This is a genomic window from Streptomyces sp. NPDC048664, from assembly GCF_040650555.1.
GTDB lineage: Bacteria > Actinomycetota > Actinomycetes > Streptomycetales > Streptomycetaceae > Streptomyces.
Map to the genome: position 1 here is coordinate 41,952 of NZ_JBEZHK010000037.1, position 19,878 is coordinate 61,829.

A 19,878-nucleotide genomic window follows, 5' to 3' on the forward strand; every position below is an offset into this window, starting at 1 on the left:
GGCTACGCCTCCTTCGTGAACAGCGTCCGGCCCCACCAGTCGTCCTTGTCGCGGACGCCGGGCGGGACGGCGAAGACGGCCGAACCCACGTGCTGGATGTACTCGTTGAGCGCGTCGGACGCCGACAGCCTGCGCTGGAGCGGGATGAAGCCCTTGCGTACGTCGCGCTGGTAGGCGAGGAAGAACAGGCCGGCGTCCAGTCGGCCGAGCCCGTCGGTGCCGTCGGTGAAGGAGTAGCCCCGGCGCAGGATCGTGATCCCGTCGTTGGAGTCGGGGTGCGCCAGCCGGACGTGCGCGTCCGGCTTCATCGCCTTCAGGAACGGCTCGTCGCGCTCCTTGGCCTTGCCGACCGGGGCGCCCTCGCCCTTGTCCCGGCCGAAGACGTCCTCCTGCTCCTGGAGCGAGGCGCGGTCCCAGGTCTCGATGTTCATCCGGATGCGCCGGGCGACGAGATAGGAGCCGCCGGTCATCCAGGGCTGCCCGTCCCCGTCGCCGACCCAGACGAACTTCTTCAGCCGGTCCGTCTCCGTGCCCGCGATGTTGCGGGTGCCGTCCTTGAACCCCATGAGGTTGCGCGGGGTCTGGGCGCCGGGGGTCGTGGAGGAGGTCTTGCCGAAGCCGAGCTGCGACCAGCGGATGGCGACCTTGCCGAAGCCGATGCGGGCCAGGTTGCGGATCGCGTGCACGGCGACCTGCGGGTCGTCCGCGCAGGCCTGGACGCACAGGTCGCCGCCGGTGCGGGACCTGTCCATGTTCTCGCCCGGGAACTTCGGCAGGTCGACCAGGGCCGCCGGGCGCCGGCCCGACAGGTCGAACTTCTCGAACAGCGACGGACCGAAGCCGATCGTCAGCGTCAGCCGCGACGGCTTCAGGCCCAGGGCCTCGCCGGTGTCGTCCGGCGGCGCCTCGGCGAGACCGCCGTACGCGCCGTCGCCGACGGCCTTGCCGGCGGTCATCCGCCGGGCGGCGGCCGTCCAGTCCTTGAGCATCTGGACCAGCTCGGCGCGGTCGTCCGTCTTCACGTCGAACGCGGCGAAGTGCAGCCGGTCCTGGACGGGGGTGGCGATGCCCGCCTGGTGCGCGCCGTGGAAGTCCACGGCGGCACCCATGGCGGCCGCCGCCGGGTCCATGTCGTCGCCCGTACGGTTCACCGCGGCGGCGGCGCCACCGGCCACGGCCGCGCCGAGCGCGAGGCCCGCACCGCCCCAGCCGATCAGCGCGCGCCGGGAGGGCGCCGCGCCGCCGCCCGACTCCGGGCCCGGCGCCGCGTCGGCGCCCGATCCGTCGCCCGGCCCGGAGTTCGACCCCGTGCCCGTGTCCGTGCCCGTGTCCGTGTCCGTGTCCGTCATGTTCCCGGTCCCCTACTGTCCTTCGACGTTCCGCTCGGCCTCGATCTCGATCTCGCCGTGCCTACTTCACGACGGCGGCGGCGAGCTTGGACAGCGGCTCGGCGAGTGCGTTCACCGAGTCCGACAGCTCCTTGCGCTGGTCCTTGGTCACCTTGTCATACGAGGTGAAGTCGTACGACGTCTTGCCCGTGCGGTACTTGTCGAGCAGCGTGTTCAGCGCCGTGAACTGCTTGTCCAGTTCCCGGGTGAGGGCGGCGTCGTTCTTCTGCGCGACCGGCTTCAGCAGCTCGTACGCCTTCTGCGCGCCCTCGACGTTGGCCTTGAAGTCGGACAGGTCGGTGTGCGAGTAGCGGTCCTCCTCGCCGGTGACCTTGCCGGTGGCGACCTCGTCGAGCAGCTCCTTGGCGCCGTTGGCCATGGAGGTCGGGGTGATCTCGGCCTTGCCGACCCGCTTCTGCCAGTCGCGCAGGTCCGTCACCAGCTCGTCGGCGAGGCTCTTCTCCTCGGCGCCGATCTTCTTGTCCTGCCACAGCGCCTTCTCCAGGCGGTGCCAGCCGGTCCACTTCTGGCCGGCCTCCAGGCCGTCGGCGCGGGTGTCGGTCTTGGGGTCGATGTCGCCGAAGGACTCGGCGATCGGCTCGGTGCGCTCCCAGCCCAGGCGCGAGGGGCTGTACGCCTTCTTGGCGGCCTCCATGTCCCCGGCCTTGATCGCCTTCGCGAAGACCTCGGCGAGCGGCACGGTGGCGTCGGCCTGCTCCTGGGCGTACTCGCGGTAGTCGGCGACGGCCTTGTCCAGCCTCGGGTCGCGCGCGGCGGTCTTGCCGCCGGTGACCGTGAGCTTCTGGCGGACGCCGCGGCCCTTCATGCCCGGGCGGCAGGCGATCTCGTACGCACCGGCCTTCACCTCGGCGGTGAGCGTGTACTTGGTGCCCGGGCCGATGTTCTCCTTCTCGGAGACGATGCGGTCGTCCGGGAAGAGGATCTCGACCTCGGTCGCCTTGGAGCCCTTGTTCTCGATCTTCAGCGTGACCTGGCCGGCCGGAACGGACTTCGCGGAGGTGTCGCACGTGGAGTCGGCCGCCGTCACCTGGATGCCGTCGCCGTCCTTGGCGTCGCTTTTCGCGGTGCAGGCCGTGACAGAGGTCAGGGCCGCCGCGGCGGCGACGGCGGTGACGACGGTGTGTCTGACGGCTCGCATGCGTGCTCCAGGTGGCGAACGGCGGGCCGGCTCGGTGCGAGGCGGCCCGGGGCGAAGTGGGTGAGGCTTGCCTAAGTTACCTGAGGCTTACCTCACCCACATCCCCCGGGGCGGTAAATCAATGACCACGGAAAGATCACAGAAACGGCTCGATCACGATGGCCAAAAACACCCCCCAAGCCGTGGTCAAGGGAGCGCCAAGAGGGTGTCCCGGGGGCTCGCCGCCCGTGTGGTGTTTGAATGCCGGGGTGACCGACTACGACGTACTGCGGGTCTTCTGCGGGCCCGACGGGGGGCACGGCAACGAGCTCGGTGTCGTCCGCGAGGGCTCCATGGTGCCGGAGCGGGACGACCGCCAGGCGCTGGCCGCGAAGCTCGGCTTCAGCGAGACCGTGTTCGTGGACGACCCCGAACGCGGCCACCTCGACATCTACACCCCCACCCTGCGGCTGCCCTTCGCCGGGCACCCCTGCGTGGGCACCGCCTGGCTCCTCGACGTGCCCGAACTCGTCACCCCGGCCGGTGTGGTGGGCGCGCGCCTGGACGGCGAGTTCAGCTGGATCGAGGCCCGACCGGAATGGGCGCCCGCCCGCACGCTGCGGCAGTACGGGAGCGCGGCGGAGGTGGACGCGCTGGCGGTGCCGCCGGTGGGGGAGTGGGTGTACGCCTGGGCCTGGGAGGACGAGGCGGCGGGCCGCGTGCGCGCCCGGGGCTTCCCCGGCCGGGGCGACGGCATCGACGAGGACGAGGCGACGGGCGCGGCGGCGCTGCTGCTGACCGGCCGGCTGGGCCGCGCCCTGAACATCGTCCAGGGCGCGGGATCCCAACTCCTGACCGCGCCGCAGCCCGAGGGCTGGGTGGAGGTCGGCGGACGGGTGCGCCTGGAGCACTGAGGGCCTCGGCGCCCGTGCCCGCGGCGCCGGCCCGGCGCGTCCCGGCCGTGGTCACGGCAGCGTGAGGATCTCCGCCCCCGTCTCGGTCACGACCAGCGTGTGCTCGAACTGCGCCGTGCGCTTGCGGTCCTTCGTCAGCACGGTCCAGCCGTCGTCCCACATGTCGTACTCGTGCGTCCCGAGGGTGAGCATCGGCTCGATGGTGAAGGTCATCCCCGGCTGCATCACGGTCGTCGCGTGCGGGCTGTCGTAGTGCGGCACGATCAGGCCGGAGTGGAACGACGAGCTGATCCCGTGCCCCGTGAAGTCCCGCACCACGCCGTACCCGAAGCGCTTGGCGTACGACTCGATGACGCGTCCGATGATGTTGATCTGCCGGCCGGGCCGCACGGCCTTGATCGCGCGGCTGAGGGACTCCTCGGTGCGCTCCACCAGCAGCCGGGACTCCTCGTCGACGTCCCCGACCAGGTACGTGGCGTTGTTGTCGCCGTGCACCCCGCCGATGTAGGCCGTCACGTCCAGGTTGATGATGTCGCCGTCGCGCAGCACCGTGGAGTCCGGGATGCCGTGGCAGATCACCTCGTTGACGGAGGTGCACAGCGACTTCGGGAAGCCGCGGTAGCCCAGGGTCGACGGGTAGGCGCCGTGGTCGCACATGTACGCGTGCGCCACCCGGTCCAGCTCGTCCGTGGTGACGCCCGGCGCGATGATCTTCGCGGCCTCGGCCATCGCCCGCGCCGCGATCCGCCCGGCGACGCGCATCGCCTCGATGGTCTCGGGGGTCTGTACCTCGGGGCCCGTGTACGGCGCGGGTGAGGGTTTCCCCACGTACTCGGGACGGCGGATGTTTCCGGGTACGGAACGGGTGGGAGACAGCTCTCCCGGTACGAGCAGTGACTGGCCAGACATGCCAGCGAGTCTAACCAGCGGGTGTGCGGGAACATGGGCCCTGGCGAAAGGAGCTCCTTCGATGGCGCTGTTCAAGAAGCGGACGGCCGGGAAGCCCGGTGAGTGGTTCTACTGCCTGGTCCACCAGAAGGTCGAGGAGGGGCCCGAGTGCCCTGCGAAGGACCGGATGGGTCCTTATGCCTCCCGCGAGGAGGCGCAGCACGCGATGGACATCGCGCGGGAGCGGAACGAGGAGTGGGAGACGGACCCTCGGTGGCATGACAAGGCGGGAGCCGAGCGCGAGGACGACTGACGCCCAGCCGGACGCACCCGATTCGCGCAGTTCCCCGCGCCCCTGTCGGGTGGGCTTCGGCCGTGTCGTCCACCGCGGGTGCGCTGTGGCTGGTCGCGCAGTTCCCCGCGCCCCTGTCGGGCCGCGGTCGCCCATAAGGGGCGCGGGGAACTGCGCAAAAGCGGCCACCGGCCCGCACCCGACGACGCACCGAGCACGGGCACCCCATAAGGGGCGCGGGGAACTGCGCAAAACCGCCCGCCGGCCCGCACCCGACGACGCACCGAGCGCGGGCACTCCATAAGGGGCGCGGGGAACTGCGCAAAAGGGGCCACCGGGCCGCACACGACGCACCGAGCGCGGGCACCCCTACAAGGGGCGCGGGGAACTGCGCGAAACCCCGCTACCGGGTCACGCCGGGGCACCGGTTCGGTGGGCCCTCAGGCGTCGCGCGTGCACGTTCGTACGCGCGTCGTACCGCATCAGACTCGGCAGGCACACCGCCAACACCCCCACCGCCCCCGCGCACAACAACCCACCCGCCCAGACCGACACCCGCACGCCCCGCCACGCCGCCATCCCACCCGAGCGGACCTGCCCGAGCTGCGGGCCGACGGAGTAGGACAGCAGCTCGATCCCGGCCAGCCGGCCCCGCAGCTCGTCGGGGATCGTCTGGTTCCACATCGCCCCCCGGAAGATCCCGCTGACCATGTCGAACCCCCCGCCCAGCGTCAGCAGGAGCAGCACCGGCCAGACGTCGTCCACGACACCCACCGCCGCCACCGCGAGCCCCCACGCCGCCGCCGCGAGGACCACCATCCGCCCGTGCCGGTGGATCCTCGCCGTCCAGCCGCTGGTCAGCGACACGATCAGCGCCCCGGCGGGCATGCACGCGTACATCAGGCCGAGCGACCACCGCGCGCCCAGCTCGTCGGCCAGGAACGGCAGCACCGCCAGCGGCATCGCGAACAGCATCGCGGCGATGTCGACCACGTACGTCCCCAGCAGCTCCTTGCGGCTCCACGCGTAGCGCGCACCCTCCGCGATCGAGCGCAGCGAGGGCGCCGCGGCCTCGTGCGCGGCGGGCGACGCCGCGAGCCCGAGGCTCAGCACCACCGACACCGCGAAGGTCACCAGGTCCACCGCGTAGGCGGGGCCCGATCCGGCGTACGCCACGACCACGCCCGCCAGCGCCGGGCCCGCCACCCCGCCGACCGTCCAGCGCAGCGAGTTCAGCGCGGTCGCGGCCGGCAGGTCCTCGTGCGCCACGATGCGCGGCAGCAGCGAGTCGAGCGCGGGACGCTGGATCGCGCCCAGCGCCGAGGACAGCGCGGCCACGGCGTACAGCGGCCAGATGCCCGGCCGCGGCAGCAGCGCGTTCACCAGCAGGACGGCTGTCAGCAGCCCCTGCCCCGCCTCGGTGAGCAGGATCAGCTTCCGCTTGTCGTAGGCATCGGCGAGTGCGCCCCCGTACAGGCCGCACACGATCAGCGGCAGGAGTTCCACGGCGCCGATCGCGCCCACGGCCGCCGCCGACCCGGTGAGGTCCTTGAGCTGGACCGGCAGGGCGACGAAGGTGAGGAACGTGCCGAAGTTGGTGATCAGGCCGGCCAGCCACAGCCTGCGGAAGTCCGCCGAGGCGCGCCAGGGCGCGAGGTCGGGGAGCAGGGCGCGCGCCCGGGACGTGCGGGTGGGTGCGGCGGGGGCGGGCAGGGGCGGAACGGGGGCTTCTTCGGTCACGACGGGCCATGCTCAGCCGATCGGGACGCCCCGGGCAACCGGTTTTCCCCGTGGTCACCAGCGGGGCGGCGGCGGTGACGTCAGCAGATCGGCCAGCCTGGACAGCCGGTCCCGGAAGGGGTGGCGGCCGCGCGGAGCCGGCAGCGCGTTCTCCCCGGCGGCGGCGCTCACCAGGTGCTGGACCGTGTCCAGGTCCAGGTCGGTGTCCTGGGGGACGGCCAGGGCCTCGTGCGCCATCGCCGTCAGTTCGCGGTCCCCGGCGTCCAGCGCCAGCACCGTCGCCCCGGCGCGCCGCGCGTCGTGGACCCGCTCCAGGAGGTCGGGGTCCGGGATGCCGGGCGACACCACCAGCAGCGTCTCGCCGCGCCGCGCCGCCGACAGCCGCCCCGGCCCCACCGCCAGATGGGCCGGATCCACGGCCCGCGCCCCGTGCCGGACCAGTGTCGGGGACAGCTCCGGGGTGCCGGACCAGGCCGCCTCGTCCGCCAGGTGCGCGGCCAGGTGCCATGGCTCGTACTCCCGCGTGCCCACGAGGAGGAGCCCGCCCCCGTACGACACCACGGACGAGCGCAGCGTGCCCGCGAACCGCCGGGTGGCCCCCAACCACTCGGTCCCGGCGAGCACTTCACGGAGCAAGGCGACCCGTACGGCGTCCATGCGACGGCATACTGCCGCAACCGGCGTCCCGAATCCGGCATTCGGCCACACGTCACTCGTACCGGTCCCTTCACCGCATCCGCCCCGGCCCGACCGTCCCCCCGCGCCGGCACCACCGATCGGCCCGCGCGCACCGCCGTCCGACGGCCCACCGCCTGTCCCGGTCCCGCCCGTGTCGGCGCCGCCGCCCGTCGGATCGCGCCCCGGGGCCGGTGAGTTCGGCGTGCGCGAGGCGGGCGACCTCGGCGGGTCCCGGTGCTCGCCCGCACCCGAAGCGGGCCCCCGGAGCGGGTCGGGCGGAGCACGTAGAGTCGGCCCATGACCTCCAGCAGCTCCAGCAACTCCAGCGCCGCCGGCGACAGCGCGGCCAAGGCTCCCGCCAAGGACCCCTGGGACCTCCCCGACGTGTCCGGGCTCGTCGTGGGCGTGCTCGGCGGCACCGGGCCGCAGGGCAAGGGCCTCGCCTACCGGCTCGCCCGCGCCGGGCAGAAGGTGATCATCGGTTCGCGTGCCGCCGAGCGCGCGCAGGCCGCCGCCGAGGAGATCGGCCACGGCGTCGAGGGTGCCGACAACGCCGAGGCCTCCCGGCGCAGCGACATCGTGATCGTCGCCGTGCCCTGGGAGGGCCACGGCAAGACGCTCGCGTCGCTGCGCGAGGACCTGGCGGGCAAGCTGGTCGTCGACTGCGTCAACCCGCTCGGCTTCGACAAGAAGGGCGCCTACGCGATCAGGCCCGAGGAGGGCAGCGCCGCCGAGCAGGCCGCCGCCCTGCTCCCGGACTCCCGGGTCGCCGCCGCCTTCCACCACCTGTCCGCCGTGCTGCTCCAGGACCCGCAGATCGAGCAGATCGACACCGACGTCATGGTCCTGGGAGAAGAGCGCGCCGACGTGGAGATCGTGCAGGCGCTGGCCGGGCGCGTCCCGGGCATGCGCGGCGTGTTCGCGGGGCGGCTGCGCAACGCCCACCAGGTCGAGTCCCTGGTCGCCAACCTGATCTCCGTCAACCGCCGCTACAAGGCCCACGCCGGGCTTCGGGTGACCGACGTCTGAGGGGCCCGCGGGCATGGGGGACACTGGACGCGTACCAAACCGTACGACCCGTACGACCGCGCCGTCCGTCCGTCAGGAGCCGACCCCCATGCCCCGCCTCGCCCTCTACGCCCTCGTCGTGTGCGTCCTCGCCGTCGCGGCGGCCGTCATCTCCTTCGTGCAGGGCATCTGGCTGGTCGGCGTCGTCTGGGTGCTGCTGGCCGGGCTGTCCTCCAACATGACCTGGTACTACGCGCGCCGGGGCCGCGGCCGGGGGCGCGGCGGGTCGGTCACGGGCTGACGCACAGGTCCGCGGTGGGCTGCCAGAAGCGGTAGAGCGCCTGACCGCAGTAGCTGTGAAGGTCGTCGATGCCCAGGGTGCCCAGGAACGAGTGGACCGTGTCGAAGAACGCGGCGTTCACCTGCGGGATCCACAGGACGGCGAACACGGCGAGCAGCCCGAACGGGGCGAACGGCTCCACCTGGCGCTTCACGCCGTACGACAGCCACGGCTCGATCACCCCGTAGCCGTCCAGGCCCGGCACCGGCAGGAAGTTCAGGATCGCGGCCGTCACCTGGAGCAGGGCCAGGAACGCCAGCGCGTACTGGAACTGCGCGGGCACGCCGTCCAGCGCGTGCAGCCAGAACGGGGCCGTGCACACGACGGCGAACGCCACGTTCGTCAGCGGGCCCGCCGCGGAGATCAGGCTGTGCCGCCAGCGCCCCCGGATGCGGTCGCGCTCGATGAACACCGCGCCGCCCGGCAGACCGATCCCGCCCATGATCACGAAGAGCACCGGCAGGACGACGCTCAACAGGGCGTGCGTGTACTTCAGCGGGTTGAGGGTGAGATAGCCCTTCGCGCCGATCGAGATGTCACCGCTGTGCAGGGCGGTGCGCGCGTGCGCGTACTCGTGCAGGCACAGGGAGACGATCCACGCCGCCGTCACGAACAGGAACACGGCCACACCGGGCTGCTCGGCGAAGCCGCTCCAGGTGGCCCAGCCGGTGACCGCCGTCACGGCGAGGAGCCCGACGAAGACAGGGCTGATCCTGCGGTCACTGCGCCGGGTGGCGGCGGTGGTCATGCGGCTCCTCGGGCTCGTGTGCTGTGTCGCGGTGGGTCGCGGGCCGTCCGGCCGTGCCGGACGCATCCCGAAAACGTCTGGCGAACGGTACCTGGTTCCGGAGACGGTAGGGGGAGGGACGGCGGCGGGAGCGGGCCGGACGGGGAGCGAGGGGGAGCGGGGATGACGACGGTGGTCCACGAGGGCCGGGGGCGACGACGGCCGTGCCCCGGTCCGACCCGACATGTCCGGGACGCACCGCACCGGTCCCGTGACCCGCGCTGACCCGGACAGGGACAATAGGCCCGTGCGCTATCGCATCCTCGGCACCACCCAGGCGTCCCGCGCCGACGGCAGCTCCGTCCCCGTCGGCGGGGCACGGCTGCGCGCCCTTCTGACCGTGCTCGCGCTGCGGGCGGGCCGGACCGTGCCCGCGGCCCTCCTCGTGGACGAGGTGTGGGCCGGCGAGCCGCCCGCCGGCGCCACCGGCGCCCTCCAGGCTCTGGTCGGCCGGCTGCGCCGGGCGCTCGGCGCGGACGCGATCGAGTCGGTGGACGGCGGCTACCGGCTGGCCGCGACCCAGGACGACATCGACCTGCACCGCTTCGACCGGCTCGCCGGTGAGGGGCTGCGCGCCCTGGCCGACGGCGACCCGGCGAAAGCCGAGACCGCACTCGCCGACGCCCTCGCCCTGTGGCACGGGCCGGCCCTCGCCGACCTGCCCGACCGCCGCGCGGAGACGGCCCGCTGGGAGACCCGCCGGCTGGATGCGCGCCGCGGCCGGCTGAGCGCCGCGCTCGCCCTCGGCCACGGCGAGGAGCACCTGCCGGAACTCACCGCCCTGTGCGACCTCCACCCCCTGGACGAGCCCCTTCAGGCGCTGCGGCTGCGTGCCCTGCACGCCGCCGGCCGCACGGCTCAGGCACTGGCCGCCTACGAGGACGTACGCCAGCTGCTGGCGGACCGCCTCGGATCCGACCCCGGCGCCGAACTGCGCTCCCTGCACGAGGAGTTGCTCCGGCCGGACGAGCACGGCTCGCCGACACCGCGCGGGAACGCCGCCCCGGGTCCCGCACCGCGCCCGTCCGTCGCCGCCCTCGCACCCGTGCCGCCCGCTCCCGCGTCCCGGCCCGCGCCGTCCCGCGGTGACACCGGCGCCGTCCACCCCGCGCCGTCCGGCAACCTCCGGGCCCGGCTCACCTCGTTCGTCGGCCGGGACACCGACATCGGCACCCTGCGCGACGACCTCGCCGCCGCCCGCCTGGTCACGCTCCTCGGGCCCGGCGGCGCAGGGAAGACCCGGCTGTCGCAGGAGGCCGCCGAAGCCGTCGCGCCCGCCATGCCGGACGGGGTGTGGATGGCCGAACTCGCCCCGGTGGACGCTCCCGAGGACGTCCCCGAGGTCGTGCTCACCGCGCTCGGCGCACGCGAGACCGTGCTGCGCGGCGCCGGCGCGGAGGAACTGCGCGCGGCGGCCGAACGCTACGACGACCCGCTCGTCCGGCTCGCCGAGCACTGCGCGCCGCGCCGCATGCTGCTGATCCTCGACAACTGCGAACACGTCGTGGACGCCGCCGCGCACCTGGTCGAACACCTGCTGCGGCACTGCCCCGGGGTCACGGTCCTCGCCACCAGCCGCGAGGCCCTGGGCGTCCCCGGCGAGCGGCTGCGCCCCCTCGGGCCGCTCCCGCAGCGCTACGCCCTCGAACTGCTGGCCGACCGCGGTGCCGCCGTCCGGCCCGGCTTCCGCGTCGAGGACGACGCCGAGGCGGTGGCCGAGATCTGCCGCCGGCTCGACGGACTGCCGCTGGCCATCGAACTCGCGGCCGCACGGCTGCGGATGCTCTCCCCACGCCAGATCGCCGACCGGCTGGACGACCGCTTCCGGCTGCTGACCTCCGGCAGCCGTACCGTGCTGCCCCGCCAGCAGACCCTGCGCGCCGTGGTCGACTGGTCCTGGGACCTGCTGGACGAGGACGAACGCGCGGTGCTGCGGCGGCTGTCCGTCTTCGCCGGCGGCTGCGACCTGACCGCCGCCGAGGCCGTGTGCGGGCCCGCCGCCCTGGACGCGCTCGGCTCCCTGGTCGACAAGTCGCTGGTGGTGGCCGAGCCCACGGCCGGCTCGGAGATGCGCTACCGGCTCCTGGAGACCGTCGCCGAGTACGCCGGTGAGCGGCTCGACGCGGCCGGCGAACGGCCCGCCACCGAGCGCGCCCACCTCGCCTACTATCGCGAACTCGCGCGCACCACCGACCCGTTGCTGCGCACCCCGGGCCAGCGCGCCGCGATCGGGCGCTTCCAGGTGGAGTACGAGAACCTGCGCACCGCGCTGCGCCACGCGGTCGCCGCCCGCGACGAGCACGAGGGCCTGTGCCTGGTCCTGTCGCTGTTCTGGTACTGGCAGATGGTCGACCTGCGCACGGAGGCCCGCACCTGGTCCACCGCCGTGACCGCGCTGGGCCCCGACCCCTTCACGCTGCCCGTCCGGCCCGCCCCGGACATCCACGAGAGCTGCACCGACGCCCCGCCGCCGCTGCGCCCGGAGGTCCTGGAGGAGGCCCGGCGCGGCGCCCATCTCATCCGTATGTCCTGCATGGACATGGACAGCCAGGGGTGGGAGACGGAAGAGGCCCGGCAGAAGATGCGCGTCATCAGCGCGACCTACCGGCCCGGCCAGCCGCAGACCTGCCGGATGCCCGGGTTCCTGTGGTTCTTCGCCGTCCTGTTCGACGCCGACACGGACCGGATGCACACCGTCATCGACGAGACCGTACGCGCCTGCCGCGCGCTCGGCTACGACTGGGAGCTGGGCCAGGCCCTCCAGTCGCGGGCCAACGTGCTGGCCAACCGCGGCGACTGGGTGGGCGACGCGACCCGCGACGCGGAGGAGGCGCTGGAGATCTTCCACCGGCTCGGGGACGCGTGGGGCGCGGCCGAGGCCCTGTCCGCCCGGGGCGAGGCACGGGAGCGGGTCGGCGCGTACCTGCTCGCCGCCGCCGACTACCAGGCCGCCCGGGAGCACGCCGAACGGCTGGGGGCCCACGCCCAGACGGCCGTCCTCGGCGCCCGCCTGGGCAGCGCGCTGATCGACGCGGGGGAGGGCGAGCGGGGCGAGCGGCTGCTGCGCCAGTCCATCGCGGAGACCACCAGCTCGTTCAGCGAGGCCCGGCCCGCCGCCCGGCTGTTCCTGGCGACCTGGCTCGGCCGCACGGGCCGCGTCGCCGAGGCGCGAGAGCAACTGCTCACGCTGCGCGAGGAGTTCGCCGCCGCCGCGTTCGTGGTGTTCGACGGCTTCATGCTCGGCCTGGAGGCGTGGCTGGACGCGGCGGACGAGCGGTACGACGAGGCCCTGGAGAAGGTGCGCACCGCGCTCTCGCGCTCCCTCGACAAGATGAGTCTGGTGATCGCACCGCACATGGTCACCATGAACCTGACGACCGCCGCGACCGTGCTCGTCCACTGGGACGGCGGGCGCCGGGCCCTGGACGCGGCGCGCTGCCTGGGGGCCTGCGACCGGCTGCTGCCGCCGGGCCATGTCCGCGGCCCGGCGGAACGCGAGATCCGCGAACGCGCGGAGAGCGAGGCGCGGGCCGCGCTGGGCGACGAGGCCTACGAGGCGGCGTACGCCGAGGGCGACGGCCTCTCCCCGAAGGAGGCCGTCGCCCTGGTCTGACGCGGATCGCCGAGCGCGGGGCCGGTCAGGTCTTGTTCGTGAACTTGCGGATGGCGATGGGCGCCATCACCAGGGTGAGGAGCGCCGACCAGCCCAGCGTCATCAGCACGTCGTGGGCGATCGGCTGGTGGCCGTTCATCAGGCCGCGGGCCGCGTCGGCGAGCGAGGAGAGCGGGTTGTAGTCGGTGAAGGACTGGAGCCAGCCCGGCATGGTCTTCGTCGGGGCGAAGATCGACGAACCGAACTGCAGCGGCATCAGCACGAGGAACCCCATCCCCTGGACGGCCTGGGCACTCTTCATCACCACGCCCAGGGTCAGGAAGATCCACATGACCCCGAAGCCGAAGACCATCGACAGGCCGATGGCCGCGAACAGGCCGGGCACGTTCGACACCGTCAGGCCCAGCAGGAACCCGACCGCGAGCAGGACCGCCGTGGCGACCAGCATGCGGCCGATCTCCACCGTGATCTTGGCGATCAGCACGGAGCCCCGGCTGATGGGCAGGGACCGGAAGCGGTCCATCACGCCCTTCTGGAAGTCCTCGTTGAAGCCGGTGCCGACTCCCTGCGCGATGTTCATGCCCATCATGGCCATGAGGCCCGGGACCACGTAGTTCACATAGGCGTGCCGGTTGTCGGCGCCCGCGATGGCGCCGCCGAAGACGAACACGAACAGCAGGCAGAAGACGATCGGGAACAGGACCGCGTCGAACATCGACTCGGGGTCCTGGCGGATCCACAGCAGGTTGCGGCGGACCAGCGCGCCGATGTGGCGCAGGTTGCCGCGCAGTCCGATCCGGCCGTCGGTGACCGGCGCGGGGGGAGCGGTGACGGTTGCCGCGCTCATGCGGCGACCTCCTCACGGGCGGGGGACGCGTCCTCGGTGGCACTGGCCTTGTGGCCGGTGAGCGAGAGGAACACCTCGTCCAGGCTGGGAAGTTCGGTGGAGATGCCGGCGAGCGTGATGCCGCGGGCGGTGAGCGCGCCGAGCACGGCGGTCAGCTGCTCGTCGCTGAGGATCGGGACGAGGACGGTGCCGCTCCCGGCGTCCACGGTCGCCCTGCCGGGGCCGGTCAGGCCGAACTCGTCCAGCGCCGCGGCCGTCGGGCGCAGCTGAAACGGGTCGGCGGGGCGCACACGCAGCGTCCTGCCGCCCACCTTGGCCTTCAGCTCGTCGATGCGGCCGCCGGCGACGACCCTGCCGCGGTCGATGACGGTCAGCTCGGAGGCCAGCTGCTCGGCCTCCTCCATGTACTGGGTGGTCAGCAGGACGGTCGCGCCCTCGGAGACCATCCGCTTGACCTCGGTCCACACCTCGTTGCGGGTGCGCGGGTCGAGTCCCGTGGTCGGCTCGTCCAGATACAGCACGGCCGGGTGCCCGATCAGCGAGGCGGCGAGGTCGAGGCGGCGCCGCATGCCGCCGGAGTACGTCGACGCCGGGCGCTTGGCCGCCTCGGTGAGCGAGAACCGCTCCAGCAGGCCCTCGGCGCGGGCCCTGGCCTCTCTGCGGGGCAGGTCCAGGAGCCGGCCGATCATGTAGAGGTTCTCGAAGCCGGAGAGCTTCTCGTCCACCGAGGCGTACTGGCCGGTCAGACCGATCACCCGCCGGGTGGCCCGCGGCTGGCGGACGACGTCGAAGCCGGCGACCGTGGCCCGGCCGGCGTCCGGCGCGATCAGGGTGGACAGGCAGCGCACGAGGGTGGTCTTGCCGGCGCCGTTGGGTCCGAGCACACCGAGGACGGTGCCCTCGCGCACGTCGAGGTCGACCCCGTCCAGTGCCTTGGTCTCGCCGTAGTGCTTGACCAGCCCCCGTACGGTGACGGCCGCGCCGGCGGCGGCGTCGCTGGGGTTGTCGTCGATTCGCGTCATGACAGGGACTGTGTCAGCCACCACCGACAAACCGCCGACAGCCGGCCGACAGACCCACGTCGCCGCCGACAGATCCCCGACGCTTCCGTGCCCCCCGGCCCGGCCGGCCCGAAGCGAAGAGCGGCGGCCCGCCGACGGGGGAAGATCGGCGGGCCGCCGGGCGCCGCGGGGGCGCGGGGAAGGGGCACTCAGTGCACCGAGTGCTCCTCGAGCGGGAACGTTCCGCCCACCACGTCGTCGGCGAACGCCCGGGCAGCGTCCCCCATGACCTGACGCAGGTCGGCGTACTTCTTCACGAACTTCGGGACCCGGCCGTCGGTCAGGCCCATCATGTCGGTCCAGACGAGCACCTGGGCATCCGTCTCGGCGCCGGCGCCGATGCCGACGGTCGGGATGTGCAGGGTGCGGGTGACCTCGGCGGCCAGTTCCGCCGGGACCAGCTCCAGGACGACCGCGAAGGCGCCCGCGTCCTGGACCGCCTTGGCGTCCCGCAGCAGCTGCTGGGCCGCCTCCTCGCCGCGGCCCTGCACGCGGTAGCCCATGGCGTTCACGGACTGCGGGGTCAGGCCGATGTGCGCCATGACCGGGATGCCGGACTCCACCAGCAGCTCGATCTGGCGGTGCGAGCGCTCGCCGCCCTCCAGCTTCACCGCGCCCACGCCCGCCTCCTTCACCAGGCGGGTGGCCGAGCGCAGCGCCTGCACCGGGCCCTCCTGGTAGGAGCCGAAGGGCAGGTCGCCGACGATCAGGGCGCGCCGGGTGCCGCGGACGACCGCCGCGCTGAGCAGGGTCATCTCGTCGAGGGTGACGGGGACCGTCGTGTCGTAGCCGAGGTGGCAGTTGCCCATGGAGTCGCCGACGAGCATCACCGGGATGCCGGCCTCGTCGAACACGGACGCGGTCATCGCGTCGTACGCGGTGAGCATGGGCCACTTCTCACCGCGCTCCTTGGCGCCCGTGATGTCACGGACCGTGATGCGGCGGGTGCTCTTGCCCCCGTACAGCGCCTTGCTGCTGTCGGGCTGCCCCTGGGCAGCGGAAAGCTGCGTCATGGTCAACGGCTCCTTCTGTCATCTCGAGGCGCCCTGACGGCGTCCCCGGACCACTGCCCATGGTGGCACCTCGTGCCGGGAGCGGCTAGGGCGGGACCGCGCCGATCCCGGGGTAACGGGTCCGTAAAGGATTTCGATACGAGACCGTTCCGTATCGAAAAGGGTCTAGCCTGCTGGTCATGACTACCCCTGCTGCCCCCGTCGAGCGGCGGGTCCCCGAGGCCATCCACCGTCGCCGGTGGGCGATCCTCGGTGTACTGATGCTCAGCCTGCTGATCGTGGTGCTCGACAACTCCATCCTGAACGTCGCCATCAAGACCATCTCCTCCCCGGCGCCGACCGGTCTGGGCGCCTCCCAGAGTCAGCTGGAATGGGCGATCAACGCCTACACCCTGGTGTTCGCCGGCATCCTGTTCACCGCGGGCCTCCTCGGCGACCGCCTGGGCCGCAAGAAGACGCTGCTCGCGGGCCTCGTGGTGTTCGGCGCGGGCTCCGCGCTCGCCGCGGAGTCGGGCTCTCCCGCCCAGCTCATCGCGTTCCGTGCGCTCATGGGCTTCGGCGCGGCCTTCGTGATGCCCGCCACCCTCGCCATCCTCATGAACGTCTTCGAGCGCGACGAGCAGCCCAAGGCCATCGGCATCTGGGCCGGCGGCGTCGGTCTCGCCATCGCGATCGGCCCGATCACCGGAGGCGTGCTCCTCGCCCACTTCTGGTGGGGCTCGGTGTTCCTGATCAACGTGCCGATCGTGCTGCTCGCCCTGGCCCTGATGGTCTGGCTCGTCCCCGACTCCCGCGACCCGAACCCGGGCCGGGTCGACCCCGTCGGCGTCGTCCTGTCCGTCGTCGGCCTGGTGCTGCTCGTCTACGGCATCATCAAGGGCGGCCAGCTCGCCGACTTCACCGACCCCAAGGCACTGGGGACGATCGTCGCCGGCCTCCTCGTCCTCGCCGGCTTCGTCGTGTTCGAGAAGCGCAGCACCCACCCGTCCATCGACGTCACGTACTTCAAGAACAAGGTGTTCTCCGCCGCCATCGCGGCCATCGCACTGGTCTTCTTCGCGCTGATGGGCGTGACCTTCTTCTCCGTCTTCTACACCCAGAGCGTGCGCGGCTACACCCCGCTGCAGACCGGTCTGCTGATGCTGCCCCTGGCCGCCGCGCAGATCATCTTCGCGCCGCGCGCCCGGCTGCTGGTCGACCGGTTCGGCAACCGGGCCACCACCACCGCGGGCATGCTGCTCATCGCCGCCATGCTGGCCGCCTTCGCCACGCTGAAGGCCGACACGCCGATCTGGATCCTCGAGGTCGTGTTCTTCCTCATGGGCACGGGCATGTCGCACATCATGACCCCGACCAGCGTCGTCATCATGCAGGCCCTGCCCCGGGAGAAGGCCGGCTCGGCGTCCGCGCTCAGCAACACCTTCCGCCAGGTCGGCGGCGCGCTCGGCATCGCGGTCCTCGGCTCGGTGCTGTCCTCGTCCTACCGTGACGGCATCCAGGACAAGCTCACCCTTCTCCCGGCGGGCCTGCGCCACACCGCGGGCGAGTCGATCGAGGCGACCCTCGGCGTCGCCGACCGGATCGGCCCGAACGGCAGGGCGCTCATAGCCCCGGCCAACGACGCCTTCCTGCACGCCATGCACGTCACGGCGCTGTGCGGGGCCGGCGTCGCGGTGCTCGGCGCGATCGTCGTCGCGCTGTTCCTGCCCGGGAAGGCGAGCGCCGCACCGACCGGCGAGAAGGAGCAGGCACTGGTCTCGGCCGATCACTGACCGTACGTTCATGACCGGGCACACGGGGGACCGGGTGCCCGTTCATGTGCATAGGGGGAACACGACCGGGGGAAAGTCCCCCTTCCACCCCAGCAAGGACGGAGCAGACAGTGAGCCTCGCCGAGAGCCGGACCCAGCAGGACTGTCCCGTACGGGGTCGCCCCCGTAGCGAGGCGGTCGAACGGGCGATCCACGAAGGCGTGATGAGGCTCCTGGAGGAAGGCGTCCCGCTCGCCGACCTGTCGATAGAGCGCATCGCCCGCACGGCGGGGGTCGGCAAGGCCACGATCTACCGCCGGTGGAGCAACAAGGAGGACCTGTTCGTCGACGTCCTGCGGGCCGGCGAGCCGGAGGACCCCCAGCTGCCCGGCACGTCCGTCCGTGACGACCTCGTGGTCCTCCTGGAGGCGCTGCGCCGGCGCGGCCTCGCCAGCCGGTCCTCGGCCCTGCTGCACAACGTGTACGCGCAGATGAAGAGCAGCCCCAAGCTCTGGAGCGCCTACCACGCGACCGTCGTCGTCCCCCGGCGCAGACTCACCCTCGACGTGCTGCGCCGCGGGCAGAGCACCGGCGAGCTGCGGCCCGACCTGGACCTGGAGCTGATGAACGACATCGTCGTCGGCCCCATGCTCGTCCGCACCGTGCTGCATCCCGACAGCTCCCTGGAGGAGGACCTGGCCGCGCGGATAGTGGACACGCTCCTGGAAGGGCTACGCCCCGTCAGCTCAGCGACCGTCAGCTCGGAGCCCGTCACCGGGGAGGCCGTTACCGTCCGGTCTTAGTATGAGTGTTTCGTTACAAGAGGAACCCTCCGTACCGGACACGCCGTCCTCGTCCCCGTACGGCCGCCACGCGGCGGCAGGAACGCACCGGTCATCCCCTAGGGTCGTCACCGTGGGGGATGATGGTGTGCACGGCAAGTTGTGAGGCGACGGTATGGCGCAGGCGTATGTGGCGGAGACGGGCAGCGGCGGCACGGGGCCGAACCGCAGAGGCCCCCGGTTCCTGCTCCGGCGTCTGTACGACACCCTGCGCACCGATCGCGGCGTCTGGCGCCGGGGGATCGTGACGGCCGTCCTCGCCGTGCTCCTCGCACTGGTGATGCTGCTGCACGCGCAGGTCCCCAACACCGTCGGCAACCTCGGCAGTCTCACCGAGACGTTTCTGCCCTGGTTCGGCCTGGTGGTCATCCCCCTGCTGCTGATCGTGGGGCTGCTGCGCAGGTCGGCGACCGCGGTGATCGCGCTGCTGCTGCCGCTCGTGGTGTGGCTGAACCTCTTCGGCGGGCTGATCGGCGACAAGACCGCCGCCGGCGGGAACCTGACCGTGGCCACGCACAACGTCAACGCGGGCAACCCCGACCCCGCCAGGACGGCGCGTGACGTGGCCGCCTCGGGGGCGGACGTGCTGGCCCTGGAGGAGCTGACCCGGGTCCCGGAGTACGAGCGGGCGCTCGAGTCGACGTACAAGTACCACTCCGTGCAGAACACGGTCGGGCTGTGGAGCAAGTACCCGTTGAGCGACGTGCGGACCGTGAACATCGAGATGGGCTGGACCCGTGCGATGCGCGCCACGGTGGCCACGCCGTACGGGAAGGTCGCGGTCTACGTCGCCCACATGCCCTCGGTGCGGGTCAAGATGGCGTCCGGGTTCACGGCGCGGCAGCGGGACAACAGCGCGGACGCGCTGGGCGAGAGCATCGAGAACGAGAAGCTCGACAAGGTGATTCTGCTCGGTGACCTCAACGGCACCATGAACGACCGTTCGCTCAACGCCATCACCGCGCAGATGCGGTCCACCCAGGGAGCGGCGGGCAGCGGGTTCGGCTTCAGCTGGCCGGCGGCGTTCCCGATGGCGCGGATCGACCAGATCATGGTCAAGGGGGTCGACCCGGTCAGCTCCTGGACACTGCCGCGCACCGGAAGCGACCATCTGCCGATCGCGGCCCGAGTGAACGTCACCCACCCCTGACCGCAACGCCGTTCCCCGCGGCCCTGTGGGGGTTGGGGTGCGTGGTTGTCGGCGGTTGTGGCCGCTTCCCGCGCAGTTCCCCGCGCCCCCGACGGTCTCGGGGTGCGTCGTTGTCCGCGGGCAGTGGCCACTCCTCGCGCAGTTCCTCGCGCCCCTATCGACCGGCCCAGGGTATGCGCGCGGAGCGCGCTCTTCAGGGGCGCGGGGAACTGCGCAAAACCCCCGACGGGCCCGCAGCCGACGACGTGCAGCGGGGGCACCGACAGGGGCGCGGGGAACTGCGCGAGAGACGACCACGGTCCGCAGTCGGCGGCGTGCCCGCAGGGGCATGGGACAGGGGCGCGGGGAACTGCGCGAGAGACGACCACGGTCCGCAGTCGGCGGCGTGCCCGCAGGGGCATGGGACAGGGGCGCGGGGAACTGCGCGA

17 protein-coding genes are annotated in these 19,878 nt (G+C 72.5%); 8 read left to right on the forward strand and 9 right to left on the reverse strand.

Features of this window, described 5'->3' with window-relative positions:
- Positions 1–2: 2 nt before the first annotated feature.
- Positions 3–1,349, reverse strand: coding sequence for an iron uptake transporter deferrochelatase/peroxidase subunit (gene efeB, locus AB0C59_RS30335; RefSeq protein ID WP_363010244.1), 1,347 nt, complete (start codon positions 1,347–1,349; stop codon positions 3–5).
- A gap of 61 nt (positions 1,350–1,410) precedes the next feature.
- Complete coding sequence (gene efeO, locus AB0C59_RS30340; RefSeq protein ID WP_363010246.1) at positions 1,411–2,547, reverse strand: iron uptake system protein EfeO; 1,137 nt, start codon at positions 2,545–2,547, stop codon at positions 1,411–1,413.
- A gap of 248 nt (positions 2,548–2,795) precedes the next feature.
- Between efeO and AB0C59_RS30345 the strand changes: the two genes are divergently transcribed.
- On the forward strand, positions 2,796–3,440 hold the full coding sequence (locus tag AB0C59_RS30345) for a PhzF family phenazine biosynthesis protein (protein WP_363010248.1): 645 nt from the start codon (positions 2,796–2,798) through the stop codon (positions 3,438–3,440).
- 51 nt (positions 3,441–3,491) lie between these two features.
- Here AB0C59_RS30345 and map read toward each other — a convergent pair whose 3' ends face one another.
- Complete coding sequence (gene map, locus AB0C59_RS30350) at positions 3,492–4,349, reverse strand: type I methionyl aminopeptidase (RefSeq protein ID WP_363010250.1); 858 nt, start codon at positions 4,347–4,349, stop codon at positions 3,492–3,494.
- 61 nt (positions 4,350–4,410) lie between these two features.
- On the opposite strand from map, the gene AB0C59_RS30355 reads away from it, so the two are divergent.
- Positions 4,411–4,641, forward strand: a complete 231-nt coding sequence (locus tag AB0C59_RS30355; RefSeq protein WP_363010252.1) for a hypothetical protein — start codon at positions 4,411–4,413, stop codon at positions 4,639–4,641.
- Positions 4,642–5,031: 390 nt separating this feature from the next.
- Here the strand turns inward: AB0C59_RS30355 and AB0C59_RS30360 are convergent, their stop codons facing one another.
- Positions 5,032–6,333 carry an MFS transporter gene (locus tag AB0C59_RS30360; RefSeq protein WP_363010308.1) on the reverse strand — a complete coding sequence of 434 codons (1,302 nt, stop codon included), beginning with the start codon at positions 6,331–6,333 and terminating at the stop codon, positions 5,032–5,034.
- A gap of 81 nt (positions 6,334–6,414) precedes the next feature.
- Complete coding sequence (locus AB0C59_RS30365; protein ID WP_363010254.1) at positions 6,415–7,017, reverse strand: hypothetical protein; 603 nt, start codon at positions 7,015–7,017, stop codon at positions 6,415–6,417.
- Between the two features lie 318 nt (positions 7,018–7,335).
- Here AB0C59_RS30365 and npdG point away from each other — a divergent pair, with 318 nt between their 5' ends.
- Both npdG and AB0C59_RS30375 read left to right on the forward strand, forming a co-directional pair.
- Positions 7,336–8,067, forward strand: a complete 732-nt coding sequence (npdG, locus tag AB0C59_RS30370; protein WP_363010256.1) for an NADPH-dependent F420 reductase — start codon at positions 7,336–7,338, stop codon at positions 8,065–8,067.
- A 13-nt stretch (positions 8,068–8,080) separates the two neighbouring features.
- The gene (locus tag AB0C59_RS30375) at positions 8,081–8,347 is read left to right on the forward strand and encodes a hypothetical protein (protein WP_363010258.1); all 267 of its coding nucleotides are present in this window, start codon (positions 8,081–8,083) and stop codon (positions 8,345–8,347) included.
- Here AB0C59_RS30375 and AB0C59_RS30380 read toward each other — a convergent pair.
- Positions 8,337–9,134, reverse strand: coding sequence for a site-2 protease family protein (locus AB0C59_RS30380; protein ID WP_363010260.1), 798 nt, complete (start codon positions 9,132–9,134; stop codon positions 8,337–8,339). The two genes, AB0C59_RS30375 and AB0C59_RS30380, sit on opposite strands and share 11 nt — an antisense overlap.
- 223 nt (positions 9,135–9,357) lie before the next feature.
- Here AB0C59_RS30380 and AB0C59_RS30385 point away from each other — a divergent pair, with 223 nt between their 5' ends.
- Complete coding sequence (locus AB0C59_RS30385) at positions 9,358–12,786, forward strand: BTAD domain-containing putative transcriptional regulator (protein ID WP_363010262.1); 3,429 nt, start codon at positions 9,358–9,360, stop codon at positions 12,784–12,786.
- A gap of 25 nt (positions 12,787–12,811) precedes the next feature.
- Here the strand turns inward: AB0C59_RS30385 and AB0C59_RS30390 are convergent, their stop codons facing one another.
- The 3 genes from AB0C59_RS30390 to panB form a co-directional block, all read right to left on the reverse strand.
- A complete protein-coding gene (locus AB0C59_RS30390) occupies positions 12,812–13,633 on the reverse strand; it encodes an ABC transporter permease (protein WP_363010264.1) in 822 nt (273 codons plus the stop codon).
- Positions 13,630–14,655 carry an ATP-binding cassette domain-containing protein gene (locus AB0C59_RS30395; RefSeq protein WP_363010266.1) on the reverse strand — a complete coding sequence of 342 codons (1,026 nt, stop codon included), beginning with the start codon at positions 14,653–14,655 and terminating at the stop codon, positions 13,630–13,632. Before AB0C59_RS30395 ends, AB0C59_RS30390 begins: the two co-directional genes overlap by 4 nt.
- A 188-nt stretch (positions 14,656–14,843) precedes the next feature.
- Positions 14,844–15,707 (reverse strand): 3-methyl-2-oxobutanoate hydroxymethyltransferase, encoded by an 864-nt coding sequence (gene panB / locus AB0C59_RS30400; protein WP_363010268.1) that lies wholly within the window; start codon positions 15,705–15,707, stop codon positions 14,844–14,846.
- A gap of 179 nt (positions 15,708–15,886) precedes the next feature.
- On the opposite strand from panB, the gene AB0C59_RS30405 reads away from it, so the two are divergent.
- The 3 genes from AB0C59_RS30405 to AB0C59_RS30415 all read left to right on the forward strand — a co-directional run bounded on the left by AB0C59_RS30405 (position 15,887) and on the right by AB0C59_RS30415 (position 19,450).
- A complete protein-coding gene (locus AB0C59_RS30405) occupies positions 15,887–17,479 on the forward strand; it encodes an MFS transporter (protein ID WP_363010270.1) in 1,593 nt (530 codons plus the stop codon).
- Positions 17,480–17,589: 110 nt separating this feature from the next.
- Entirely contained in the window at positions 17,590–18,261 is a 672-nt protein-coding gene (locus tag AB0C59_RS30410; RefSeq protein ID WP_363010272.1) for a TetR/AcrR family transcriptional regulator, read from the forward strand.
- Positions 18,262–18,415: 154 nt separating this feature from the next.
- Positions 18,416–19,450: an endonuclease/exonuclease/phosphatase family protein gene (locus tag AB0C59_RS30415; RefSeq protein WP_363010274.1), complete on the forward strand. Its 1,035-nt coding sequence runs from the start codon at positions 18,416–18,418 to the stop codon at positions 19,448–19,450.
- Positions 19,451–19,878: the final 428 nt, after the last annotated feature.